Raw genomic sequence first — 25305 nt, forward strand, 5'->3', positions numbered from 1 at the left:
ACCTGCTTCCCTACCGCGGCCATCTGCACCAACCTCCGTTAGCCGGTGGAGACTCGGAACTCAGCCGCGCTCATCCCGGCGCGACTATGTCGAGTCGGCGGATGTGTCGGGTCACGGCACCACCCGCACGATTGGCTCGATCCAGAACGGGACGTCGGCTCTCCGCGTGATCGGCACTTGTCTGACGTTCCCGCCACCGAGGCTGACCGTCGCCACTTCGACGCGGGACTCGTCAGCGAAGTCGGGATTGGCATCGAGCACTCTCACGTCGCTGAATGACGAGTAGATCCCGAACTGGAGTGCGCCTACGCGCCGACGGACACCGCTATCGAGGCCGCGAATCTCGCCTTCCTGTTCAATCGGGAAGTACCAATCGGCGATGAACATCACTTGGTTCCGGGCCCGGCGACGCAAGACGGGCACGCCGGAGACGCGGTAGCCTGGCGCCGCTGCAGCGACCACCGCGTTCTCGGGCCACGCAGGGATACGCGCGCCCACCGGAACGCCCACGTCCCAGAAATCGCCGCCCTTCAGAATGGAGACGGTACCGTCGGCCCTGACGCTGAGGTCGGTCGCCTCGCTGGAGACGGAGATCGCCAACTCTTGCGTCGTGCCGTGGCAGAGGCCGAGCAGCCACTGTGGTCCGAGTCCTCGGCGAAGCACCGCGGGCAAGTCCGGGGGCAGAGGATCGTAGCCGCTCTCAGCGTAGAAGGCACGCGGGCAGAGCTGGAGGCTCGCGGACAACGGGACGCCATCGCGATCCCGCTTGCCGCGAATCCGCAACTCGCCCTCAAGCGACTTCCAGTACGCGATCGCGAGCTCGCGTGCGCGCTGCTCGGTGATCTCAGTCCCGTCCTGACGCGTCCGATCGGCAAGCAGGAACTGTCCGGCTGCATCGATCGAATCGGCAGCTGCCCCCACGACCGCCGCAGCGAGCTGGGCCGCGGAAACGGTCCTCGCGGCCGGCCCGAGAGGCTCCGCGTCACATGCAAGGGTCGCTGCCAGCGCGCCCAACGTCATGCGGCGCATCCACTGGGTGCAATGAATGTGACGAACGATCACACAACGCATATAGTGTTGAAAGCGGCCTCCGTTACGAGCGATCGGCGGCCATCCGGCTAACGTCAGGTTGTGCCGTGGCCGTTCAAATAGATGCGGGTTGGCGGCCACGCCGACCCGTCCTTCGCAATAAGGCGTGGCCGCCAACCCGCTACCCTAGCCGGCCATCGGTCACCAACCATCGTTAGGCGCCGGCGGATCGGAATCAGCGGCGAGGGCGGCGCCGAGAACCTCCGCGCCTGCGCCGCTCGGCAATGTTCGTAGCATCTCCAGAGTCGCTGCCAAGCGGGGGCCGCTTGGGAAGCTCACTCCGACTCCTTCGGGCAGGCGCGGGGCGATGCGGTCGACCTCGACCAGCACGCGCTCTTCGACACTCAACTCGCAGCGCTCGAACGTTCGGCGCAAGGCGGCGCTAACATCCGAGACCTCGGTATCACTCGGTTCATAGACAGCCGCAACGAGTGCCGCGGCGTCAGCTCCGGCCGGCAGTTCCTGAAGACGAACGAGAATCTGCGCTGCGGTCGGAGCTTTGCCCAGGCGCCCGCTTGAGCCCATCGCTGTCAGGGACGACGTGTCACCGATTCGACGCAACTCGGCCTGCAACGCGACGTGTATCGATATCGACACAGGCAGACCTCAGTTCCGTGCGCCTAACGTTTGGTTGTGCTGTGGCCGCTCCAATACTGCGGCCGCGGAGCGGCCGCCATCAATAGCGCGGCCATCTGCACCAACTGCCGTTATGCGTCGGCCCGCCGTCCTCGCCCCCGCGCGCCCACCCTCGCGCGCGCGCCGGACCGACCACCTCGTACGCAATGCCGGCGCGCGGACGCCCGGCGAGGCGCTCCGAGCCGCGGCGGCGCTCGATCCTGGCGGAGCGCGCTCCCCAAAGCAGTGGGCTTGAGGACGCCCATGTTCAGCGGCGTCGATGCCTCGGGCTGTACTTCCCACGCGGTGACGCCGACGCCAGTTGGCTGTCCCCCGCCCGCATAACGTCAAGTTGTGCCGCGGCCGCTTTCATAAAATGCGGTTGGGCGGCCGCGCCGTACCGAAAGGTACGACAAGGCGCGGCCGCCCACCTGCTACACTAGACGGCCGTCGGTCACCAACTGCCGTTAGGCCGAGTGCGCACCGATGCCGACCTCACCTGGTCGAGCTAGCCGCTTTCCATTCGAAGGATCCGATAATTCCCTCGCCGACTCGTTGCGCCCGCTGTCGATCCCACGACTCTAGACCGTTGGCGATGTAGGTCAAGACGACAATCGTCGAGTCGCGCGCGAAGACGAAGTGGCGCACCCAGCAGTCGCCGCAAGGCGGGTCCAGAACTTTCGCCGCCTGCCCATTGAGCGTGGTATCCGTTGCAGGACCGACGAAGAAGAGACTGTCCTCGTCGAACTCGTGATCATTTAGCGCGCGGCGGACACTGTCCACCCACGCTGCAGCGGATGCGCGTCCGTGCGTGACGATTCTGCTCGCCGCGACGTAGTAGGCGCCACCCTTCGAGTCCGGATCAACTCGCGGCCCAATGATGCGATCGCCGGGGAGCAGCCAGACTTCATTGCGATTGTCATCGTACTCTACGCGCGCATCCGCCGGATGCTTGAGGCTGAAGTCGATGCCGACATACGTCGTCGTGAGCGTCGTCTCGGGCTCCACAGCCGCTGCGGTCTCGCTCGCGATTGGACGCGACTCGATCTCCGTCTCGCCCGCATCTTCTCGGGCACACGCGGAGCCAAGCAAGACGGCAGATGTGAGTGCGATCAGAAGTCTCATGCTTCGGCCTAACGTCAAGTTGTGCCGCGGCCGCTTTCATAAAATGCAGGTGGGCGGCCGTGCGATACCGAAAGGTACAAAGGAGCACGGCCGCCCACCTGCTTCCCTGACGCGGCCGTCGGTCACCAACTGCCGTTAGCCCGCACGGGCACGGGGCTCACTGTGGCGTGAGTGGTCGCGCAATTGAACGCGGCGGCTCCGCTATGGCGCCTTCCTGGAGTCGCGCCGTGAAGCGCTGCAACTCGCCGGCTCGCTCCACTTCAATGGCTATCGCGTCGAGCGCAGCCTCCATTCGCTCGAAACGCGCTTCCAGCCCAGCGTTGCCCGCCGACACCTGGAGGCTGCGGAGGCGCACTACGGTGTTCGCTACGACTTTCGCGATGTAGCCGACCGCGACGAATCCGCACGCGATCGAGAGTACCCACGCCATTGGATCCATATCGTCCTACGCGAAGATGTGTCCCCTTCTTACGGCGAACGCGGGCGGCGGGTGTCAGGCTAACGTCAAGTTGTGCTGTGGCCGATTCAATCAATGCGGGTTGGCGGCCACGGCCGACCCTGAGGTACGATGAGGCCGGGGCCGCCAACCCGCTACCCTAGCCGGCCATCAGCACCAACTGCCGTTAGCGAGCGGTACGCACGGCTCGGCCCGACGGGTCAGGCTAGCGTGATCCAGAGGCCAGCGGCCACGGCGAACAGCGCCCCGGTGAGGAGCGTCCAGCGCAGAGCGCGCTGCGTGACGAACTGACTCGCCGAGCCGAGCACCATCCCGGTGAGTAGGGTGATGGATCCGCTGGACGTCGCGGCCGGCGCGGCTGAGAAGAAGCGCGCTCCGAGGGCCCAGGCAAGCAGAAGAGCCCAGACCGCAAGGATCGCCATCTCGATGCGTCGATCACGTACAGAGAGAAGGGTCATGCCTGCCTCAGCTCGAAGTCCGGGTCCGTCGCGCTAACGTCAAGTTGTGCTGTGGCCGATTCCATTAATGCGGGTTGGCGGCCCCGGCCGACCCTGAAGTACGATGAGGCCGGGGCCGCCAACCCGCTACCCCAGCCGGCCATCAGCACCAACTGCCGTTAGGCGGCGGCTCACGGAAGACGGCGCCACGTGCCGCCGTGCGCGCGGAACCGGGCCGGCCTGCGCGGACTTGCCTCGATGACGGAGCGAGAATCTCGGTTCGGTTCGAGCACGACAACGGTGTCGAAGCTCACCTGCCATTCTCCCGCACTCAGCGCGACGGCCAAGTGGCTGAAGGCCGACCCGTCATTCTCATCGTCACGCGAGGATTTGCCAACATCCAGGCGGCCGAGCGCAAGAAGGCTGTCGCGGAGCACCTCGAATGCCTCGATACCCCAACTCCCTCCTTCGTCACCAAGGTCCGCGAGTGCGAGCACTCGGCCCCGGGCCTCGAACGCGCGCACGCGTGGCAGGCTCGACTCAAGGAAGCCTCGCGAGAACGAGACTGCGACGAAGGAGCGCCCGTCCGTGGGTCGAAGCAATGCAATGCGCGAACCGAAGTCACCGTCGCGATCACGCTCGGGCGTCCAGAGTGGAGCGACAGTTCTCTGGGGACCGCAGGCCGCGATTGCTGGCCAGTAGAGGCGGAACCCGAGAGCTTGCTGCGCCGAGTCGAGCGATGCAGTGCGCGACGCTGGCACTGCGACGCATTCGCGCGCGCGCTGAGCGTTCGCGGCATTAGAGATCGTGGCCACGGCCATGGCGATGAACGCCGCCTGCATGTAGCGCTCCAGAGCCTCCTCCGTCCGCCTAACGTTGGCTTGTGCTGTGGCCGATTCAATAATGCGGCCGCGGAGCGGCCGCCATCAATAGCCGGCCATCGGCACCAAGCGGCGTTATGCGAGGCCGCCGCCCGGTCTCAGGGGGCGGACGAATCGCGCGGCGACCCGTCCGCCCTACCTAGGGCCGAGGCGCACAGGTCCCGACGGCACGAGCGACGAAGGGCGGACCGGGTCAGTCTCCACGGGTGAGGTGCTGTCGTCATCGTAGTTGCCGTTCACCCCAAGCAATCTCGGCCGAGCTTCGATCTCGATCGCGACGGGTGAGGCGCCGCATAACGTCAAGTTGTGCCGCGGCCGCTTCGATAAAATGCAGGTGGGCGGCCGTGCGATACCGAAAGGTACGAAGGAGCACGGCCGCCCACCTGCTTCCTTCGCGCGGCCGTCGGTCACCAACTGCCGTTAGCCGGCGGCGCGCCGACGACCCTCGCCGGGCAAGACCCGGCGATTCGCCATTGACGCTCGTGTCTGGCAGTCTACTCCGGCAAGGGGTGCCAAGACGTGACTCCGACGCGACGGTCGTAGTCAGCGCGCTCGAGTTCGGCCAACCGCTGGCGGGCTACACGCAGCGTGAAGCCGCCGTGAAGCGTTCCCTGCTCGAGTATCATCCAGTCGAAGATATCCTCCGCTTCGAAGCTCAGGCGGTCGCCAATCTCATGCCACTTCCGCAGCTCACGCGGTACCTCGAAGAAGACTCCCGAGAAGAGCTGCTCGTCGGGATGATAGGTAACGGTCGTGAGCCAGAGAAAGACGAAACAGTCCTCGCCAAGTTCATCGGACAGATCAGGGTCGCGGAAGCGGAGCTTGGCGCCGCGTACGTGTTCACCAGCGCGAGCTACGTGCGCCGCGAAGTGTTGGGTCGTCGCTGCCGCCCGACTGTGAGCGGCCGCCATCTCCTGATCCGACCGCGCGACAGCTCTGAGAACAGGTTCGTTCCAGGATTCTTCTTCATGTTCGGATGGGGTGCGTGTCAATGAGAAGGCTCCTTCGCGATCGACGGTGTCGTCCGGCTAACGTCAAGTTGTGCTGCGGCCGCTTCCATAAGATGCGGTTGGGCGGCCGTGCGGTACCGTCAGGTACGATAGAGCACGGCCGCCCAACCGCTACCCCAGCGCGGCCGTCTGCACCAACTGCCGTTAGCCAGCCCGGCCACGCGACCAGCTAGTGTTGCAGCTCCGCCGCGCAATCCAGCTCCACATTGCGCGCGTACTCGATTGCGGCGACCCCGCGATAGGTTTCACCGGAGTCGTCGTCGCGTAGGACGCCGTTGCAAACAGACGCGAGTGTCGCCGCCGCAACCACGGAAGACACGAGCTCACGCAAAGCCGAGTGCGTCACGAACATGGCACGGTGCGTTAGGGCCTCCTTTCCGTCAATGCTGTCCTCTGCGCTGACATCAAGGTAGAACTCGAAGCCCGCTGCCCGCCCATCGTGCAACGCGCCAACGAATCCGGCATCGACGGTTGGGTTGAACTCACGATGCAAGGATACCCGGAATCCGGCCGCGTCGATCGCCCGCTGCCACTCGTCCCGCGATGGTAGTTGCGGTGCACGCAAGAACACCGAAACTGACACTGACATCCGCGCTCCTGGTCTGGCTAACGTCAAGTTGTGCCGCGGCCGCTTTCATAAGATGCAGGTGGGCGGCCGCGCCGTACCGAAAGGTACGACAAGGCGCGGCCGCCCACCTGCTTCCCTAGACGGCCGTCGGTCACCAACTGCCGTTAGACCGCGCCGAGCGCCCGAGCATGCCGCCGCTCCCATTCCGCGATGAAATGCGGGTACCACTCGTCGTCGCTCTCGATGGCCGGCTGCTTGGGTTCCGCGCCGAAGTAGAACTCACGCACCGCGCGAGAAAAGCCGATGACCGCCTCGCGCCACTCTGCGAGTGGTAGCACCAGTTCCTCGTGCTGCGGGAAGTGCAGCGCGACGCGGCCGTCGGGTCGATGCCGCACCACCCAGGAGATTCCGTTCGGGCAACCTACATTCCGCACCTCGCGGCGGTCGGCATCGTAGACCATGAAGTGGCCACAGCACGGGACAAGCTGATCGCAGGACACGTCCTCTGGGCAGTGGTCGCGCTCGACGGACCGTAGGAGATGCAGGGCGCCGGTGGACACGGCGTGCCCAGCTTCGGGTTCATCGACATATACCCGTTCGCCATGCGAGACCCGAAGACCGCCATGCGCGCAGAGATCCGAGCTCGGATCGTCGGCGTTGAGCCAATGCAAGTGGGACAGCTCGATGCGGAATGCTGGTGCGGTCACAGTGTGTATGCGTCGGTCTAACGTCAAGTTGTGCTGCGGCCGCTTTCATAAAATGCAGGTGGGCGGCCGTGCGATACCGAAAGGTACAAAAGAGCACGGCCGCCCACCTGCTTCCCTAGCGCGGCCGTCTGCACCAACTGCCGTTAGGTTGGCGCGCGCGGGAATCTCTCGGGTTCGAGCCTCGGCAAGTTGAAGTGCCCGATGAGCGGGCCAATGTAGAGCGCTGCGAAGGCGAGGACGATGAGATCGATCCGGTCGAGGGGGCGAAGGAGCGCGAGGTCGCTCCTGGCCGACGCAACCGCACGAATCATGACGAACAAGTACGGCGTCGCGATGACGGCACCTGCCGCGTAGTCGCCGAACTTGCCGCGAGCGCGAAGCGGACGTCCGAACGCGCCATAGGCAGCTCCGCTCAGCGCGCCTCCGAGAACCGCTGCGCCGAAGACGGTGATGACGACGAGGGGATCTACCTGCGAGACTCGCCCGCCCGAGAGCGCGAACAGAAGTCCGAGCGGAAGGCCGAGCAATAACAGTTTGGTGAAGATGAACAAGACCACGAACCCTGCTCCGCGGAGGGCCCAGATTCGCGCGTCGCGCAGCGGCCGAAACTCGTCAGTCACGTCCACGTCGGCTCCTCACGAATCTCTCGGTAGCTCGAACTCTGTTCGCTCAACCTAACGTCAAGTTGTGCTGCGGCCGCTTCCATAAGATGCGGTTGGGCGGCCGTGCGGTACCTTCAGGTACGATAAAGCACGGCCGCCCAACCGCTACCCCAGCGCGGCCGTCTGCACCAACTGCCGTTAGCCCGTGCGGGCGCCGAGCTCGTTACGGCGACGCCTGCAGTCGTGCTTCTAGCTCCACGGTTCGCACGTGACACCGATCCGCCGTCACGCGCACGCCGCGTCGTTCCCAGAGCTGGTAGCCTGGCCGCCGCACGCGAACGTTATACGTGCCCTCTCGCTCAGCGCTCTGAAGCGCCCAGAGCGGCATGGTATTGTACATGAGCTGGTCGATCGGAAAGGACACCGAATCTCGATATGCTCCGTCCTCGAGGATCAATGTGGAGCCGGCGCCCAGGCCCACGCGCGAGACCGAATCGACGACCGTGACCGCGATCGAGGCGCGCGCTTCCAAGCTGCAGTCGAAGAAGACTCGATCGGCGTCACAGGCGGCGAACGCGAGTAATGCGGACGCGCCGACACACACACGGCGGGCGGCGCGTCGGTGCGATGTACCGCGCGTGGCGGTGCGCATGTCCACGGCACTCAATCGTGATTCCATGGCGCTGCGTCTCCTTGGGGCACAGCAACCCGCGATCTCGGTCTCATCGGGCTAACGTCAAGTTGTGCTGTGGCCGATTCAATAGATGCGGGTTGGCGGCCACGGCCGACCCTGCAGTACGATGAGGCCGGGGCCGCCAACCCGCTACCCCAGCCGGCCATCAGCACCAACTGTCGTTAGGGCGCACAGAGCACCGACGCGAGAAGTTCGCGTTCACTGCGCCGCAGGGTACCGGATTGCCGAACCGTGCGCATGAACTCCTCAGCCCCGATGCGAAGTCTCATGAGATCCTCGGGCAGCTCGCCTGTCGCAGGCGCGTCGCCGCTGCCACGGTGGACGAAGACCAAGTGCACGATACCCGCCGGAGTATGCGCCACCGCTGCGGTTTGGACCGGGACACCGAGGTGCTGCAGGATGATAAACGCGAACCGACCGGCGGCGGCCCACGGGATGAACCCTCCGCGCCGAGAGATGGAGATGTGGGCCAGCCACTGGTCGGTCTCCGAGAATCGCTGCTCCGAAAAGAAGAGGGCAACGCCCTCAGATGTCAGCGCAATTCGACGGTCGGTCGGCGGATGCATCGGGACACCAGTGTCGGCAAACGCGGCCACACGGAGTGCCGGGAGCGTCGCGGCGATCTCGCGCAAGTGCCGATCGGACACGAGCCTTTGCGCAGCGCGCACTCGCACAGCGACGAAGCGCGCAGCGAGCAATCCGAACACGCACACCACGACTGCGATGGGGATCAAACCCATGGGTGTCGACCTAACGTCTAGTTGTGCTGTGGCCGATTCAATCAATGCGGGTTGGCGGCCACGGCCGACCTTGCAGTACGATGAGGCCGGGGCCGCCAACCCGCTACCCTAACCGGCCATCTGCACCAACTCTCGTTAGCCCGACGGAGGGCCGAACCCTCCTGTGCCACCGTGTGGCGTCCCTAGCTGTGCAGACATCGGAGCCAGCGGGATCGGCCACTCGCCGCATTCGCCGTCCGGTCAGTGAGACCGCGGCCCCGCGACGTCCACAGACTATCATGGTTCGAGGCCGCGAGCACGGGCCCCCGTGCATCGGCGGCGGCAACCGTCACTCTGCAAGCCCGAGCTAGCCCGCCCCATCGGTTCGATTCGACAGAAACAGGGGTCCCGAATCGCAGGTCAGCCGACTACCGTCGGGCAAATCGAGAGTCCAGGTCCAGTCGACTTGGTCTACGATGGCGAGGGCCTGAAGGACAAGCCCGTTCTGAAATCGACACACCAACACCGACGACGGGTCTATCAAGACGTTGTCGACAGGATGGCTGTTCGTCACAGCCAACAGTTGACCGCCGACCAAGCACGCGCTTGGGATCTCGTCGTTCATACTGCGGGAGCCTGATAGACCGAGTTGCGCGCTCGGAGAAACGCGAAGCTCACTTGCAGACAGCAGCACGCCGCTGTTGAAGCGCACATCCCAGTACGTGATTCCATAAGTCAGGCGGTCGACGCTCGAGCCGCGCAAGTGCGGAGAGATGAGGGTTGTGGCTGCGGCGGGCGTCAACGGTGTGGGCATTACGCGGTCGGGCTAACGTGAGCTTCTGCTGCAGCCGATCAAGTAAGATGCGGCCGCGCAGCGGCCGCTACCATAGCCCGGCTGTCAGCAGCAAGCATCGTTAGACCGCGCTCATGCGGAGGCGCTCAGCCGTCGAGGAGCGAGCCAGCGTTCCCGCAGGAGCTCGCTGAACTCCTCCCACGTCTCGGACTGATAGGTATTGACGCGAACAACCCCGGCCGGCGTCCGCAAAGCGACGATGACAGCGCTCTCGGCGGTCACCGCCTCGATCTCGTCCCACCGAATGATCGTTGCGGACGAGCCGCGGTGCACCCTGAGTCCGAGCTCCGAGAATTCGTGCCGGGCGCCGTGTCGCAATTGTCGCCCTGAGACGACGTCAAGTCCGGCAAGGAGCGCGAGGATGAACGCGACACCCAGATTGAAAAGGAGCGACGCGTCGTCCCGGCTCACCGCCGCGTACGCCTGGACGCCAACGACTAATGCGGCAATGGCACCGAATACCCACCGAATCTCGCGTCGAACGCGCGACTCGCGTGATGCCGACATGATGCGTTTCCAGTGGGTTTCGGGCATCGCGGATGAGACGGGTCATCGTCGGTCTAACGTCAAGTTGTGCTGTGGCCGCTTCCATAAGATGCGGTTGGGCGGCCGCGCCGTACCTTTAGGTACGATAAAGCGCGGCCGCCCAACCGCTACCCCAGCGCGGCCATCTGCACCAACTGCCGTTATGCCGCGCGGCCGCCAGACCGCGCCGCCACCCATTCCAGCAGCAGAAAGGTGAGCGCAAAATACGGGTTCTTCACGGAATACCGGGGAAGGCCGCGCGGATCTTGAGGAAGAAGTACGCGTCGTCGCGAAAGCCGTACGCCATGCGCTTGATAACCTTGATCTTGTTGTTGATCCCTTCGAGCACGCTCGTGTGCAGCGGGTATCGACAATGGCTGATGATCCCCTCGAGGTACGGGGTGAGCCGGCGCACGAAGGCGCGGAGCGGCGCGAGGCGACTCGCCAGCGCGCGCCGCCGCCACTGCGCCCAGAAGCGCCGGGCCGCCCCCGGATAGCGAAACCGCCAGAGCTGCTTCAAGTCGTCCTTGAGTACGTAGACCTTGAAGAGCGCGCGGTTCGCGGCGAGGAGGTCCCGCAAGCGGATCCGATCGGCCGGGCGCGTCACCGTGTCCCGATTGCGGAGCAGCAACCAGCGGGCGCCTTTGATGATGCGCCGCTGGGCCCGTCGGACGCGCTCGCGGCCGACGGCGCGGCCGGCCACGCGATTCGTCTCGTCCACGCGCACGCGATCGATCACCTCGCGCCCATACTTCGCCACCACATGGAACAGGTCGTACACGATCGCCGCGTGGGGACAGTGGGCGCGGACCTCGTCGGCGTAGGCGCCGCTCATATCCATGACCGCGGCTTCCAGGCGCGCGCAGCCCTCGGGGCCCAGCTGCGCGAAGAAGGGCCGCAGGTCCTCGCGCGCGCGGCCGCGGCCCACCCACAGGACCTTCCGCGTCAGCGGATTGACCACGACCGTCGCGTAGCGGTGGCCGCGGTGAATCGCGAACTCGTCAATCGCGATCAGGCGCACGTCGCGGAGATCGATCGGGCCGAGCCGCGCCTCGAGCGCCCGCTGGTCGATCTGCTTGACGGTCTCCCAGCCGACGCCGAACCACTGCGCGACGTGCTTGATCGGCAACACCTGCGCGAGCCGTGCGATGGCGGCGGCGAGGCGCGTCGTCATGCGCTGATACCGATCGAGCCACGGAACGGCTTCGACGGTCGGCCCGCACCGTGGACACTCGACGCGCGCGCGGGGAAACTCGATCCAGGTCTCGGCGTCCATCAGCGGCAGATCGCGCACGCGGCGCGTGGTCACTTCATGGACGGTCACGACCTCGCCGTCGCAGCGGCTACAGCGCTTGGGGCGCGACGGCACCGGCTCCAGCACGATCACGACGCGCGGCACCGGCTGCGTCGTCGAGGTGGGCTCGCGCCGCACGGCCGCGATCATGAACCCCTCCCACCCCCCAAGCAGCGCGCTGAGCTCCTCGTACGCCATGGGCATCCTCCGATGCCGATAGCATGCGCGCGACCAGCGCGTTTGTCACGGGGCTTTCCCGGAATTCCTCGAAGAACCAAAATACGGGAACGCCCCGTATAGCGTATCGCTCACGGAGTGCGAGCGGCGATCAACGGCGACGAATATCTGAATGCAGAAGGCAATCGCTCCCAAGAGGAGCACGACTCCCGGGGCGGAACTGGGAATGAAGAGCCATCCGAGTGGGCGAAACCACGTACGCCTCATTCGACCTCCTGAATCAGTTTCGTCGGCATAACGTGAGGTTGTGCTGTGTTCGGGCTCCCACCTTGACTGAAGTGTTCCCACGGCGCTCAAGGTTCCCGAGCGCGATGGAGGCACGCCGCCGCCGGCCACGAGGCCTTACGAGGTCGGCGCTCGCGCTGTATGGTTGACGGATAGTCGACTCACCCAATTGAAAATTCCTATCCCGACTGGGCGGGGCTTTGGCTGTTACCCCCGAGGAATTCATGCAACGAGGCGCCACCGCGGTGCTGGGCACGGTCGCCGTCGTCGTCACCCTCACGCAAGGATATCTGTTCCTTGGGTTCGGCGGCGTGATATTCTTCACGGGCCGATCCGGTGGCACCCGGGCCCTCGTTGTGATCGGAGTGGTAATCGGCTGGCTCGCTGCAACGGTCGTCCTGTTCGTGCGCCGGAAGCACCGAGTGTCCCTGGCCGTGGCGTGGTCGCCGATTCTTCTGCTGCAACTGGCCCAAGTAGCCACTCCGTTGGTCACTCCGTTGGCGATGGGGGCTGAGGGCCGGGCGACCCACCGCATGTATCGAGCCCACGACGATCTGGACAGGCTCGCCTACACCGAAGCGAGCTTCTACGCGGATAGCAACAGCTATACGAGTGATATCGAGCAGCTGGGCTTTCACGCCTCGGACGAGGTGACGGTTACCTTCCTGAGCGCCACCACGACGGCCTGGTCCGCCGCCGCGACGGACGCGCGCTCCCCGGATGGACGGTGCGTCGTTGCCTTCGACCAAGCGCAAGCAGCATCGGCAGGGACCCCGTTTGGAAGGGTCAGTTGCACGGGGAACTGGGCCCTCACGCACACCACGACTCTTCCGGGCGGACCCGAACCCTCCGGCCCCGACACGGCGACCGTGCGGTAGGCACTTGGCGCGCCCGCCTAGGCATCACCGCTCACTGAAGGCCGCGCATGCCCGCTGCAGCGACCCTCTGAATTCAGTCGGCATAACGTGAATTGGACAGACCGACCTAAATCGTTCGCTTCCTGAATTAGACAGGTCTGCATAGTCCATCCGCCGCGAATATTCGGCCCGGACCGCGAGTCCGCAAGCACAGTCGCCACAACAGGTTGTCGCGGTGATGGCGAGGGACGGGTCCGCTGATCGCAGCCGTGTTATGCAGACCTGCATAGCACGACCGCCGGGGAGCACCACGAGCCGCGTCGAGGACGGAGGTGCGGCGGGGGCCCCGTGCTGCCGCACGAGGCTCGAACGTCCGCACGCTCGCGCCGCTCACCCGGCCTGCGAGCCCCCCGCACGACGAAGCCCCCGCGGCCCAAGGGGCCGCGGGGGCTTCTGTGAATAGCTGGGGCGGGACTCGAACCCGCGACCCCGGCATTATGAGTGCCGTGCTCTAACCAGCTGAGCTACCCAGCCGTACGGCCCGGAAAGATAAGGGGACGCCCTTTTCCGACCAACCCCGGGCCCGGAACGAAGTCCGGGCACCCCGCGAACGGGATGCCCGGACCTGTCGAACCAGTAGCGGGGGCGGGATTTGAACCCGCGACCTTCGGGTTATGAGCCCGACGAGCTACCAGGCTGCTCCACCCCGCGTCAGTGAGATGGAAAGTAGCGGGTGGAGGCGAAAAAACAAGGCGCCCGGCCTATGGGGCCACGATCGTCGTTCCCGCCGCGGTGTAGGTCGGCGGGACGGTGAATCCGGGGGCGCTCACGGTCGAGAACCCACCGCTGCTGGTCCCGGCGCTCTGGGCCAGCAGGAGGTAGCTGCTCGCCGGGGGCGGGGTGAAGGCGTTGATCAGCGCCACGTTGAGGGTGCCGCCGAGGGTGGTGTTGCCGGAGACGGCGATCCGGTCGAAGTCGGTCCCGGCGACGGGGCCGCCCACCTCGAGGTTGATGGTGCCGGTGGTGATGAAGCCGCCGCTCAGGGTCAGCGTCAGCGTGCCCGCCGCGGCCGCGTGCACGGTCAACGTGCCATCGTTCTCGAAGTTGCCGCCGCCGGTGGTCTCGATCACGCGCGCGCCGCCGGCCGAGCCGGCCTGGGTCTGGATCACGCCGCTCGGCGCGTTCTGCAAGGTCCCGTTCTGCACGAGCACGCGGGCGAGATTGGTCCCGGCCGCGAGGTTGGTCAGGTCGAGCAGGCCGTTGTTCACGAAGCCGCCGGTCTGCGTGAAGGTCGTCGCGCCGCCGGCGGTGCTCCCCACCCGGATGAACGAGGTGGAGGCGGTGGTGAGGTCGTTCATCGCCGAGGCGGCGCTCACGAGGAGGGAGCCGGCGTTCACGACCGGCGTGAGCAGGCTCGAGGCGTTGAGGCTCACCGTCGACCCGGCGGGAATGGTGAGGATCGCGCCGTCGTCCACCACCACGGTGTTGGTGAACTCCCACGTCGCGGTGCCGACCGACGCGTCGTTGACGAGCGAGAGGTTGGAGGCGGTCGCGTTGAAGAACTCGGTCGCGGGCGCGCCGCCGCCGAAGGCGGCCGTGACGTTGGTGAAGGTCAGCGCCCCCTGCCCTGCCACGCTGCCGCTCACGTCGTTGGTGAACACCCCGTTCGTGACCGCGAGGATCCGCCCGGTGCCGACGCTGATGGTGCCGCCGTTGGTGAAGCTCGGCGTGGTGCCCGTCTGGGTGACGAGGATGTTGCCGGTGTTGAGCAGGAGGGTGCCGGTGTTCAGGTGGTCGGCGCCGGCCCGATCGAGCGAAAAGGGAACGTCCGTGATGATGGTGCCCTGGTTGTCGAGCTGCGCGGCGATGGTGCGCGCGCCGCCGGGGGTCTGGCCGCCGAGCACGGAGAGCGTCGCGCCGGGCGCATTCACGAAGGTGCCGCTCGGGACGACGAGCTGCGACGCGTAGTTCGTGACCGTCGCGTTGCTCAGCTCCATCAGGCCCTGGTTGGTGAAGCCGTTCGCCACGGTGAGGCTGGCGGTCGAGGTCGCTCCGTCGGCCTGCGCGATGCGGAGCATCGTCCCGGGGATGCTCGAGTTGGTCACCGCGCCGTTCATCGCGGAGGTGCCGCTGACGAGGGTGAAGCCCTCGTTCACGAACGGCACGTTGAGGGTCGCATTGGAGAGGAACAGCGAGCGCCCCGTGGCGCCGAACAGCGTGCCGGTGCCGATCACCGTGGTGTTGATCAGGCTGAAGCTCGGCCCGGCGGACGCGAAGTCGGAGAGCAGGTCGAGGGTGACGCCGAGCGTGAGGAGGAAGCCGGTGCCGTCGATCGTGCCCAGGTCCTGGCGCAGGGTCCCGTTGGTGACCTGCATGGTCTGTCCGGCCGCGATGGTGATCGTGCCGAGGTTCGCGAATACTGGGGAAGTGCCGCTCTGGGTGACCTGCAGCGCGGCGCCCACGTCGATGAGGCCGGTGTTCTCGTGCTGGGCGCTGCCGCCGTCGATGACGAGCGGCACGGCGACGGTGAGCGTGCCCTGGTTCTCGAGCGCGGCGCCGAGCGCGCGGCCGCCGCCGGGCGTCTGGCCGCCGATGGCGGCGATGGTCGCCCCCGGGGCGTTGACGAGCTGACCGGTGCTCACGTTCAGGCGCGAGCCGTAGTTGAAGACCGTCTGGTTGGAGAGCTCGATGAGCCCTTCGTTGGTGAAGCCGTTGGCGACGGTGAGGGTCGCGGTGCTGCAGCAGCCGTCGAGCTGCGCGACGCGCAGGGTGGCACCCACGGGGTTCGTGAACGCGCCGGTGATCGCCGACGGGCCGCTCGCGATCGCGAGGCCCTGGTTCACGAAGGGGGCGGCGACGGTGCTCGAGTAGAGCGCGAGGGTGCGCGCCGGCGCGTTGGTGAGCGCCGCGGTCCCGTTGATGGTGGAGCCGGCGGCGGTCAGCTGCATCGTCGCGTTGGAGAGCGGGGTGCCGAGCGTGAGGGTGGTGTTGAAGAGCGACAGGAGCCCGGTGCCGTCGAGCGTGCCGGACGATTGCACGAAGGTGCCGCCCTGGAGCAGGAGCGTCCGGGCGGTGCCGACGATGACGGTGCCGGTGTTGGTGAAGGTCGGCGAGGCACCGCTCTGCAGGATGGTCAGGTCGGCGGTCGACACGTCGACGGTGCCGCTGTTCTGGTGGGTCGCGCCGTCGCCGCTGAGGATGAGCGGCGCCTCGACGGTGAGCGTGCCGAGGTTGTCGAGATCGGTGGCGAGGCCGCGGCTGCCGCCCGGGGTCTGGCCGCCGAGCGACGCGATGGTCGCGCCGACGGCGTTCACGAGGGTGCCGACGACGTTAAGCTGGGCGCCGTAGTTGTTGACGGTCTGGTTGGAGAGTTCGATGAGGCCGGCGTTGGTGAAGCCGTTCGCCACGTTCAGGGTGGCGGTGCTGCAGCAGCCGTCGAGCTGCGCGACGCGCAGCGTGGCGCTCGCGCTGTTGGCGAAGGCGCCGGTGATCGCGGAGTTGCCGGAGGCGATGAGCACCCCGTCATTCACGAGCGGCGCGTTGACGGTGCTCGAGAAGAGGCTCAGGGTGCGCCCCGCCGCGTTGGTGAGGGAGGCCGGGCCGTTGATCGTGGTGTTGGTCACCGCGAGGCCGGTCACGGCGTTGTCGAACGGCACGGTGAGGCCGAGGGTCACGCCGAACCAGGAGACGGTGCCCGCGCCGCCGAGCGTGCCGGCCTGGGTGAAGGCGCCGGCCGTCGTCGTGAGGGTGCGGCCGGCGGCGACGGTGATCGTCCCGGTGTTGGTGAAGCTGGGCGACGCGCCGCCCTGCGAGATGAGCAGGGTCTCGTTCACGTCGATCGTGCCGCTGTTCTCGTGCGTCGCGCCGGCGCCGGAGAGCGTGAGCGGGGCCTCGACGATGAGCGTGCCGCGGTTGTCGAGGTCGGTGGCGAGCCCGCGCGCGCCGCCCGGCGTCTGGCCGCCGAGCGCGGCGATGGTCGCGCCCACGGCGTTCACGAGCGTGCCGACGACGTTCAGCTGCGCGGCGTAGGGATTCACCGTCTGGTTCGAGAGCTCGATCGTGCCCTCGTTGATGAACCCGTTCGCGATGTCCAGCGTCGAGGTGCTGCAGCACCCGTCCACCTGCGCCACGCGGAGCGTCGCGCCGACGGGATTGGTGAAGGCGCCGGTGATCGCCGAGTTCCCGTTGGTGATCGCGAGCCCCGCGTTGACGAACGGCGCGTTGATCGTGGTGGAGTAGAGGACGATGGTCCGGCCGGCCGCGTTGGTGAAGGTCCCCGGCCCGTTCACGGCCGAGTTGACGAAGGTGACGGTCGCGGTGGCGTTGGAGAAGGCGTTGGTGATGTTGACCGTCGCGCTGCTCACGGTGACGTTGCCGGCGCCGTCGATGGGCGCGACGAGCGTGAGCGCGCCGCCCGTGACGGCGAGCGTCCGGCCGGTGGCGACGGTGAGCGTCCCGGTGTTGGTGAAGCTGGGGGAGGCGCCGGACTGGTTGACGGTGAGGTCGGCGCTCACGTCGATCGTGCCGCTGTTCTCGTGCGTCGCGCCGCCGCCGGTGAGCAGGAGCGGCACGGCGACGAGCATCGTGCCGCGGTTGTCGAGGTCGGCGGCGAGGCCGCGCGCGCCGCCCGGGGTCTGGCCGCCGATCGATGCGATGGTCCCGCCGGGTGAGTTGAGCAGCGTCCCCGTGACGTTGAGCTGCGCCGCGTACGCGCTCGTCGTCTGGTTGGAGAGCTCGATCGTCCCCTCGTTGGTGAACCCGCCGGCGACGGCGAGCGTCGCCGTGCTGCAGCAGCCGTCCACCTGCGCCACGCGCAGGGTCGATCCCGGCGTCGTGCTGAGGCCGCCGTTGAGCGCGCTGCTGCCCGACGCCACCAAGGTCGCGCGGTTGTCGAGCGAGAGCGCGATCGCGCCGTTGCGCAGAGTCACCAGGCCGTCGTTGTTGAGCGTGCCGACGCCGGCGATCGAGGCGTTGGTGAAGTCGAACGCCCCCTGCGGGCCGACGATGACGTCCCCCGCCACGGTGAGGATCCGGCTCGTCGCCTGCAGCGTCTGCGTGCCGCCGGCGCCGGTGCCGATCTCGATCCCCGCGATGGTGGGACTCACGTCGAGCGTCACCGCGTAGGTGCCGCCGAGGGCGATCGCCACGACGTCGCTCGGGCCGGGCACGCGGTTGAGGTTCCAGTTGGCCGCGACGCTCCAGAGGCCGCCCGACGGATTGGCCCAGGCGATGGTCGCGGTGCCGACGGTGAAGGGATCGCTCGTCGCGCCGCCGAGGCCCGGCGAGGTCGCGACGAGGGTGTAGCCGATGCCGCCCGCACTGATCGTGAGCCCGGGGAAGGTCGCGGCGCCGGCGACGGCGTTGACCGTCGTCGTGCCGCCGAGCGTCGCGCCGCCGGGGTTGGCCCCGAGGGCGACGGTGACGTTGCCGCTGAAGGCGGCCGGATTGTCGAAGATGTCGTACGCGCGGACCGTCGGCGCGGGGAGCATCCCCACGCCCGGGGTCCCGCCTGCCGGTTGCACCTCGAAGCCGAGATGGTTGGCGTTCGCCGCCACCACGTTGAAGCTCGCCGAGGAGGCGGAGGTCAGCGCGCCGGACGAGGCGACGAGGGAGTAGCCCGTGGCCGCGCGGTCGAAAGCAAGGTTGTTGAAGGTCGCGATGCCGCCCACCGCGGCGACGGTCATCACGCCGAAGAGCGAATCGTTGCCGGGATTCGCGCCGAGGGTGATGGTGACGCTGTCGGTGAAGCCGGTCGCGAGGCCGCCCGCGGACGTCCGCGCCTCGACCACCACCGAGGGGGTCATCGCCTGGCCCGCGACCGCGGTCGGCGGCTGCACGGTGAAGGCGAGCGAGGTCGGCACGCCGGGGGTCGCCGTCGCCGTGAAGGTCACGGGACTCCCGGTGAGGCCGGCGGCGGTGGCGGTCATCGTCTGCGCGCCGACGGCGGCGCCGAGGGTCCAGGTGGTGCTCGCGAAGCCGGCGGCGTCGGTGTTCACCACCGTCTGGCCGGGGAGGCCACCTGCCGTGGCGGCGAAGGTGACGGGGACGCCGGCCACGGGGACGCTGTCCGCCGCCGTCACGAGCACGATGACGTTCTGCGCGAGCAGGGTGCCGGCGGGGCCGGTCTGGCCGCTCCCGCTCGAGGCGGCGATCGCGGCCGCGGGGAGCGCGACGCTCACCGTGGACGTGTCGGCCGCGCCGCCGTACAGCTTGGCGACGACGAAGGCGCTGCCGCGGCGCGCGCGCGCGGTGGCGACGCCGGCGTCGGTCACGGTCACGATGCTGGTGTCGGTGCTCTCGAAGAGCACCGGCGCCTGCAGCGGATTGTCGAGCGCGTCGAAGGCCTGCGTGGTGAAGGTCTGCGTCTGACCGGCGGTGAGCGCGGCGGCCGTGGGCGAGAGCGTCACGCGCACTGCGTCACGACCGGGCCCGGTGTACGTGAGCGTGACCGGCACCGGCTCGGCGGGCGGCTCGCCCGGCTTCGCCCCGCGCACGGTGAGCTGCACCGGGCCGCCGGTGAAGACGGTGTCGTTGGCGGCGTCCACGTAGTAGAGCGTGAGCGCGAGGAGTTCCCCGCTCTCCGGCGCACCGGCCGAGACGGGGACGGTGAGACGCACCGCCACCGAGTCGGCGTCGGAGGGGAAGTCGATCGTCTGGTCGAGCGAGACGCCGCCGTCGCTGCGGCGGAACACCACGCGGACCTTCTCGAAGGCGACCGCGTGGTGCAGCCCGCCGTTGGGCGCGCGGAGCGCGGCCGGGTAGAGCGGGGTGAACGAGAGCGGGCCACTCCTCCGCAGGCCATCCGGCGGACCGGTGACCTCGCGACCGCAGCTGAGGGAGGAGGCGGCGAGGGCCGCGACGATCGTGAGGAGCTTGGGAAGCTTCGAGAGCTTCGAGGGGCCGCGGTGCATCGGGGAAAGTTGCCGCTGGGGAAAAGACCCAGCAAGCGACCTGCGTCACGCTCTGGACGCGACTTGTACTACGGCACCGAATCGGGGTCGGTGAAGCGGTAGAGGATCTCCTTGTCCCCCTTCACCATCCCGAACTCCTCGCGCGCGATCCGCTCCTGCGTGGCCGGGTCGCTCTCGACCGCCTTCTTGAGGACCTTGAGCTGCTCGACGGCCTTGGCGAGCGAGTCGACCACCTTCCGCTCCCGCGCCAACTGCCGCCGCTGGCGCAGCAGGTCGGTGGTGCCGTACTCCCCGCCCTGCACCGCGAAGGCGACCACGGAGACGAGGAAGGTGAGGGCGACCACGCGCCCGATGATCTGCTTGGTGGTGAGCGGCCCGCCCGACGGACCGCCGGACGCACGGCGGGCGGAGGCCTTGCCGGCCCCCGCCCCTGCATTGCCCGTGCGCTTGGCGGCCACGGTCAGCCCTTACTCGTTCTCGAGCCCGTAGATCGCGCCGCCCGGGAACTCGGCGTTCGCCCCCAGCTCGGCCTCGATGCGGAGCAGCTGGTTGTACTTCGCGACGCGGTCGGTGCGGCTCGCCGAGCCGGTCTTGATCTGCCCCGCGTTCGTCGCGACCGCGAGGTCGGCGATGAAGGTGTCCTCGGTCTCGCCCGAGCGGTGCGAGATGATCGAGCGGTAGCCGTTGCGGCCGGCCATCTCGATGGTCTCGAGCGTCTCGGTGAGCGTGCCGATCTGGTTGACCTTCACGAGGATCGCGTTGGCCACGTCCTCCTGGATGCCGCGCGCGAGGAACTCGACGTTGGTCACGAAGAGGTCGTCGCCGACGAGCTGCACGCGATCGCCGATGGCGTCGGTCATGTGGCTCCACCCCGCCCAGTCACCCTCGGCGAGGCCGTCCTCGATGGAGACGATGGGGTACTTGTTGCACCACTTGGCGTACATCTCGACCATCTGCTCGGCGGTCTTCGTCCCGCCACCCGACTTCTTGAAGGTGTACTTCCCCTTGGCGAAGAGCTCGCTCGCGGCGCAGTCGAGCGCGATGGCGATCTCGCTGCCCGGGTCGTAGCCGGCGAGCTCGATGGCCTCCATCACCGCGATGAGCGCGTCCTCGTCGCTCTTGAGGTCGGGGGCGAAGCCGCCCTCGTCGCCGACGCCGGTGGAGAGCTTGCGCTTCACCAGCACCTTCTTGAGCGAATGGAAGACCTCGGTCCCCATGCGCAGCGCCTCGGAGAACGACTCGGCGCCGACGGGGACGATCATGTACTCCTGGAAGTCCACGGTGTTGGTCGCGTGCGCGCCACCGTTCAGGATGTTCATGAGCGGCACCGGGAGGGTGCGGGCCATGGGGCCGCCGAGGTACTTGTGGAGCGGGAGGTCCACGCTCGCGGCGGCGGCACGGGCGGCGGCCATGGAGACGGCGAGCATGGCGTTGGCGCCGAGCTTCGACTTGGTCTTGGTGCCGTCGAGGGCGATCATCGCGCGGTCGAGCTCGATCTGCTCGGTGACGTCGAGGCCGATGAGCTCGGGCTCGATGAGCTTGCGGACGTTCTCGACGGCCTTGCGCACGCCCTTGCCGAGGTAGCGCTTGGCGTCGCCGTCCCGGAGCTCGTTGGCCTCGTGCTCGCCGGTGGAGGCGCCGCTCGGGACGGCGGCGCGGCCGTAGGTGCCATCCTCGAGGATGACGTCGGCTTCGACGGTGGGGTTGCCGCGGGAGTCGAGGATCTCGCGGGCGTGGATGCCGATTATCACGGACATGGGATGAAGGCTGAAGGATGAAGGATGAAAGATACTGCCCTACGCGCCCTTGAATGCGGGGGAGGGGATGCCGTAATGCGTGAGGAGGCAGGCGGCCATGGACTCGTAGGCCTTCCGGGCCAGCTGGTCGCGGTCATCGTAGGTGAGGCCCTTCGTTTCGATCGCCGGGAGATAGTGCATGTGGATCTCGCCGGGGTACACCTTGAATTCGCCCTTTCGCTGGCGGTCGAGGGCGCCGTAGACCAGCACCGGGACGATCGGGGCCTGCGCCTGGATGGCCAGGACGAAGGGGCCCTTCTTGAACGGCCGCAGGGCGTACTCGTGGCCGCGCGTTCCTTCCGGGTAGACCGCCACCGAGGCGCCGCGCTGGATGCGCTCGGTGGCCTCCGAGTAGCTCTTGAAGGCCGACTTCCGGTTGGCGCGCTCGATGGGGATCATGCCGGCGCGGAGCATCGCGGGGCCGAGGATCGGCACTTTGAACAGTTCGGCCTTCGCCACGAACTTCATCCACGGCAACGAGTCGGCGAGGGCGAAGACGTCGAAGTTGCTCAGGTGATTGGCGACGAAGATGTGCTGCGCGCCGTGCTTGCGCTCCACATCGTGCTCCACCACGCGCGCGCCGCCGAGGAAGAGGTGCGTCTTCCCCCACCAGCGCGGGCACCAGTCATACGGGGAGCCGGGGCGGTCCTTCACGCGGAGCAGCGCCGAGAGCAGCACGATGCCACCGAAGACGAAGGTCGCGACGACGAAGTTGATCGCGACGATCAGGGCGCGGAGCATCGGGATCATGCGCGGGGCACGGCGAAATGGTCATGGGAGGGCGCGAACGGGACGCGCGCGCCGTGCGACTCCAGCAGGAGCTCCCCTGCCCCGCCCGGCTCGGCCGCCTCGAAGCGGCCGATGGCGGTGAGCGCGAGGCCATCGTGCGCCGCGGCGAAGGCGGCGCGGTCGAGCGTGGGGGCGGCGACGAGCAGCTCGTACTCCTCGCCGCTGCGGAGCGCGTCCTGCACGGCCGTGCCGGCGAGGCGCGGCACCGCGTCGGTGTCGATGATGCAGCGGAGCCCGCTCGCGGCGGCGAGATGCGCCGCGTCGCCGCCGAGTCCGTCGCTGAGGTCGATGGCCGCGTGCGCGCCGTGCGCGGCGAGCCACTGGCCGGCGGCGATGCGCGCCTCGGGGTGCGCGAAGCGCGCGCGCGCCTCGCGCGAGGGTGTGCGGCCGAGGATCCACGCCTCGAGCGCGGCCCCGGGGCCGCCGAGTGCGCCAGTGACGTAGAGCGTGTCGCCGGCGCGCGCGCCGGAGCGCGTGAGCGGTGTGCGGGTGTGGCCGAGCACGGTGATGGCGAGGGCGAGCCGGTCGCCGTCGGTGACGTCGCCGCCGACGATGGGCGCGCCATGTGCCCCGACGGCCGCGCCGATGCCGGCCGCCACGGCGTCGAGCGAGGCGCGCCAGTCGCGCGGCACCGTGAGTGCGAGGAGGACGCCGAGCGGCGCGGCGCCCATCGCCGCGAGATCCGACAGCGCGGCGGTGGTCGCGCGCCAGCCGATCTCCTCGGGCGTGAGCCACTCCTTGCGGAAGTGGACCTCCTCCACGGTGCTGTCGGTGCTCACGACGAGACGCGAGCCGGCGGGCACGTCGAGGACGGCGCCGTCGTCGCCGATGCCGATGGCGCGATCGCCCCAGCCGGCGAGCAGCGCGCGCACGGCGTCGAACTCCGCGCCCGGGCCGAGCGTGGTGTGGCGGGTCACCGCTGCTTCCCCACCGCGGGCAGCTCGGCGAGGACGGGCGGCTGCGACGCGGGATCGGTGAGCGCCCACGCCTCGCGCAGCGCGGTGATCACGTCGCTCAGCGACGAGCCGCGCACCGAGCCGGACTCGGCGGCGCGCTCGCCGGCGCGGCCGTGGATCCAGGCGGCGCTCGTCGCGGCGTGGAAGGCATCGCTCATCTGCCCGAGGAGCGTCGCGGCGATGCCGGCGAGGACGTCGCCGCTGCCGGCGGTGCCGAGCGTGGGCGCGCCGCTGGCCGAGACGGCGATGCGGCCGTCGGGCGCGGAGATCACGCTCGGCGGTCCCTTGAGGAGGACCGTCGCGCCGAGCGTCCGCGCGAGTTCGGCCCCGACCTCGAAGCGGCGCTCGAGCACCGCGGCGACGGGCAGGCGCAGCAGGCGCCCCGCCTCGACCGGATGCGGCGTGACGATCGCGGGGCGCGCGCCGAGGAGCGAGCCCAAGGTGCGCGGCTCGCCCTCGAAGACGTTGAGCGCGTCGGCGTCGAGGAGGACGGGGCCGCGCCAGGCGACGAGGAGCCGCTCGACGAGCGCGCGCGTCATCGCCGTGCGTCCGAGCCCGGGGCCGAGGAGGAGCACATGCGCCCAGCGCATGACGCGCTCCTGGTCCTCGGCGGTGACGGGCCAGCGCGCGGCCATCGTCTCGGGGAGCGCGGCCTGCACCACCGGCACGTTGTTCGGATTGACGAGCAGCTGCACCATGCCGATGCCGCTGCGCATGGCGCCGCGCGCGGCGAGCATCGGCGCGCCGGCCATGCCGTCGCCACCGCCGATGATCGCGAGGCGGCGGCGCACGCCCTTGTGCGCGTCACTCGGGATGGGCGGCACCGCGTCGCGCACCCAGGCGGCATCGACGAGCCGCGGCGTGGCATCGGCGAGGTCGGCGTGGTGCGCGAGGCCGATGTCGAGCACGACGATCGTCCCCGCTTCGTCGCGCCGCAGGAGGAGGCCGCGCTTGAGGGTGCCGTAGGTGCAGGTGCGATGCGCGTGCACCACCGCGCCGCCGCCACCGGTGCTCGCATCGAGCCCGCTCGGGACGTCGAGCGCGACGACGACCGCGCCGCGCGCGCCGGCTTCGTTCACGCGGGCGATCGCCTGTGCCGCCTCGCCGCTGGCCTCGCCCTTGGTGCCGGTGCCGAGGATGCCATCGACGATGCAGGCTGGATCGGTCGCCGCGCGCGCGGTGTCGAGGGCGGCGAGCGCCTCGGTGCGGGCGCGTTGCGCGTCGGCGGAGCGCGGGTCACCGAGCGACTCGACGGTGACGGGGCAGCCGGCGCGGGCGAGCGCGCCGGCGACGACCCACGCGTCGCCCCCGTTGTTGCCGGTGCCGGCGAAGACGACGGCGCCGCGCTCGCGCAGGAGCGGGATGACCTCGAGCAGGTGGGCCGCGGTGCGCTCGCCGGCGGCGCGCATGAGGGCGAAGGACTCGGTCCCCGCGGCGATCGCCGCGGCCTCGCGGGCCGCGGACTGCTCCGCCGACGTGATGCGCACGCTCACGGGGATCGCCTCCCCGTCAGGTGGAAGGGACGGCGTTCCAGGGATAATCGCGGTCGAACGCCTTCTGGAAATCGAAGACGCCCACGAAATCCTCCTTGGAGTCGTTCGGCTGCTTCATCAGGAGCCCGACATCGACGAGGGCGAAGACGATCTCGCCGAGGTCGGACGAGTCGCGGACGCCCCAGTGCGCGAGCACCTCGCGCGCGATGACGCCGTAGCGCTGGAGCGCGAGGTCACGGCACCCCTCGGCGAGCTCGCGGCCGGTGAGGTGGCGGCGCTCGGTGAGCCGTTGCTGGCAGAACTCGAGGGCGGCAAGGACGAACAGGTACGCGCGCTCGTCGTAACGAGGCTCGCGGAGCCTGATGCGGTCCATTACGCCGTCTCGGAAAGCCAGTTCGGGCATTTGGGACGATGAAGGTGGAAGGAGGAAGGATGAAAGATGAACTGCGATGCGGAGGGAGGCCA

Annotated in this window: 23 protein-coding genes and 2 tRNA genes; 1 reads left to right on the forward strand and 24 read right to left on the reverse strand. The window is 68.4% G+C overall.

All coding sequences use genetic code 11. From position 1 onward, the window contains the following. Positions 1 to 111 precede the first annotated feature (111 nt). The 15 genes from IPJ78_19475 to IPJ78_19545 all read right to left on the reverse strand — a co-directional run bounded on the left by IPJ78_19475 (position 112) and on the right by IPJ78_19545 (position 11774). Complete coding sequence (locus tag IPJ78_19475; protein ID MBK7908709.1) at positions 112 to 1170, reverse strand: hypothetical protein; 1059 nt, start codon at positions 1168 to 1170, stop codon at positions 112 to 114. Between the two features lie 60 nt (positions 1171 to 1230). Further along, a complete protein-coding gene (locus tag IPJ78_19480) occupies positions 1231 to 1686 on the reverse strand; it encodes a hypothetical protein (GenBank protein MBK7908710.1) in 456 nt (151 codons plus the stop codon). Positions 1687 to 2199: 513 nt separating this feature from the next. Next, positions 2200 to 2829, reverse strand: coding sequence for a hypothetical protein (locus IPJ78_19485; protein ID MBK7908711.1), 630 nt, complete (start codon positions 2827 to 2829; stop codon positions 2200 to 2202). Positions 2830 to 2986: 157 nt separating this feature from the next. Beyond that, positions 2987 to 3259, reverse strand: coding sequence for a hypothetical protein (locus IPJ78_19490; protein ID MBK7908712.1), 273 nt, complete (start codon positions 3257 to 3259; stop codon positions 2987 to 2989). Positions 3260 to 3486: 227 nt separating this feature from the next. Continuing rightward, positions 3487 to 3744, reverse strand: a complete 258-nt coding sequence (locus IPJ78_19495) for a hypothetical protein (GenBank protein MBK7908713.1) — start codon at positions 3742 to 3744, stop codon at positions 3487 to 3489. A gap of 170 nt (positions 3745 to 3914) precedes the next feature. Further along, positions 3915 to 4565 (reverse strand): hypothetical protein, encoded by a 651-nt coding sequence (locus IPJ78_19500; GenBank protein MBK7908714.1) that lies wholly within the window; start codon positions 4563 to 4565, stop codon positions 3915 to 3917. 533 nt (positions 4566 to 5098) lie between these two features. Then, positions 5099 to 5515 (reverse strand): DUF2314 domain-containing protein, encoded by a 417-nt coding sequence (locus tag IPJ78_19505; protein MBK7908715.1) that lies wholly within the window; start codon positions 5513 to 5515, stop codon positions 5099 to 5101. 268 nt (positions 5516 to 5783) lie between these two features. After that, positions 5784 to 6203 carry a hypothetical protein gene (locus IPJ78_19510; GenBank protein MBK7908716.1) on the reverse strand — a complete coding sequence of 140 codons (420 nt, stop codon included), beginning with the start codon at positions 6201 to 6203 and terminating at the stop codon, positions 5784 to 5786. Positions 6204 to 6346: 143 nt separating this feature from the next. Then, positions 6347 to 6889, reverse strand: a complete 543-nt coding sequence (locus IPJ78_19515) for a hypothetical protein (GenBank protein ID MBK7908717.1) — start codon at positions 6887 to 6889, stop codon at positions 6347 to 6349. Positions 6890 to 7032: 143 nt separating this feature from the next. Further along, positions 7033 to 7515 (reverse strand): hypothetical protein, encoded by a 483-nt coding sequence (locus IPJ78_19520; GenBank protein MBK7908718.1) that lies wholly within the window; start codon positions 7513 to 7515, stop codon positions 7033 to 7035. A 199-nt stretch (positions 7516 to 7714) separates the two neighbouring features. Continuing rightward, positions 7715 to 8143: a carboxypeptidase regulatory-like domain-containing protein gene (locus IPJ78_19525; GenBank protein MBK7908719.1), complete on the reverse strand. Its 429-nt coding sequence runs from the start codon at positions 8141 to 8143 to the stop codon at positions 7715 to 7717. Positions 8144 to 8346: 203 nt separating this feature from the next. Next, positions 8347 to 8925 (reverse strand): hypothetical protein, encoded by a 579-nt coding sequence (locus IPJ78_19530; protein MBK7908720.1) that lies wholly within the window; start codon positions 8923 to 8925, stop codon positions 8347 to 8349. Between the two features lie 346 nt (positions 8926 to 9271). Further along, positions 9272 to 9718, reverse strand: a complete 447-nt coding sequence (locus IPJ78_19535; protein ID MBK7908721.1) for a hypothetical protein — start codon at positions 9716 to 9718, stop codon at positions 9272 to 9274. 111 nt (positions 9719 to 9829) lie between these two features. Continuing rightward, positions 9830 to 10291 (reverse strand): hypothetical protein, encoded by a 462-nt coding sequence (locus IPJ78_19540; GenBank protein MBK7908722.1) that lies wholly within the window; start codon positions 10289 to 10291, stop codon positions 9830 to 9832. A 226-nt stretch (positions 10292 to 10517) separates the two neighbouring features. Continuing rightward, positions 10518 to 11774, reverse strand: coding sequence for an ISL3 family transposase (locus IPJ78_19545; GenBank protein ID MBK7908723.1), 1257 nt, complete (start codon positions 11772 to 11774; stop codon positions 10518 to 10520). Between the two features lie 488 nt (positions 11775 to 12262). On the opposite strand from IPJ78_19545, the gene IPJ78_19550 reads away from it, so the two are divergent. Next, positions 12263 to 12916 (forward strand): hypothetical protein, encoded by a 654-nt coding sequence (locus tag IPJ78_19550; protein MBK7908724.1) that lies wholly within the window; start codon positions 12263 to 12265, stop codon positions 12914 to 12916. Positions 12917 to 13355: 439 nt separating this feature from the next. Here IPJ78_19550 and IPJ78_19555 read toward each other — a convergent pair. The 9 genes from IPJ78_19555 to IPJ78_19595 form a co-directional block, all read right to left on the reverse strand. Continuing rightward, positions 13356 to 13429, reverse strand: a tRNA-Met gene (locus IPJ78_19555). A 103-nt stretch (positions 13430 to 13532) separates the two neighbouring features. Next, positions 13533 to 13606 (reverse strand) — tRNA-Met (locus IPJ78_19560). A gap of 50 nt (positions 13607 to 13656) precedes the next feature. Beyond that, a complete protein-coding gene (locus IPJ78_19565) occupies positions 13657 to 19806 on the reverse strand; it encodes a hypothetical protein (protein MBK7908725.1) in 6150 nt (2049 codons plus the stop codon). A gap of 68 nt (positions 19807 to 19874) precedes the next feature. After that, entirely contained in the window at positions 19875 to 20264 is a 390-nt protein-coding gene (locus tag IPJ78_19570; GenBank protein MBK7908726.1) for a septum formation initiator family protein, read from the reverse strand. A gap of 9 nt (positions 20265 to 20273) precedes the next feature. Further along, a complete protein-coding gene (eno, locus tag IPJ78_19575) occupies positions 20274 to 21563 on the reverse strand; it encodes a phosphopyruvate hydratase (protein ID MBK7908727.1) in 1290 nt (429 codons plus the stop codon). A 39-nt stretch (positions 21564 to 21602) separates the two neighbouring features. Further along, positions 21603 to 22343 carry a 1-acyl-sn-glycerol-3-phosphate acyltransferase gene (locus tag IPJ78_19580; protein ID MBK7908728.1) on the reverse strand — a complete coding sequence of 247 codons (741 nt, stop codon included), beginning with the start codon at positions 22341 to 22343 and terminating at the stop codon, positions 21603 to 21605. Positions 22344 to 22348: 5 nt separating this feature from the next. Continuing rightward, positions 22349 to 23308: a thiamine-phosphate kinase gene (gene thiL / locus IPJ78_19585; GenBank protein ID MBK7908729.1), complete on the reverse strand. Its 960-nt coding sequence runs from the start codon at positions 23306 to 23308 to the stop codon at positions 22349 to 22351. Then, on the reverse strand, positions 23305 to 24840 hold the full coding sequence (locus tag IPJ78_19590) for an NAD(P)H-hydrate dehydratase (GenBank protein ID MBK7908730.1): 1536 nt from the start codon (positions 24838 to 24840) through the stop codon (positions 23305 to 23307). Before IPJ78_19590 ends, thiL begins: the two co-directional genes overlap by 4 nt. A gap of 16 nt (positions 24841 to 24856) precedes the next feature. Further along, a complete protein-coding gene (locus tag IPJ78_19595; GenBank protein MBK7908731.1) occupies positions 24857 to 25243 on the reverse strand; it encodes a hypothetical protein in 387 nt (128 codons plus the stop codon). Between the last annotated feature and the right edge of the window lie 62 nt (positions 25244 to 25305).

The organism is Gemmatimonadota bacterium (assembly GCA_016714015.1).
Taxonomy (GTDB): Bacteria; Gemmatimonadota; Gemmatimonadetes; order Gemmatimonadales; family Gemmatimonadaceae; genus Pseudogemmatithrix.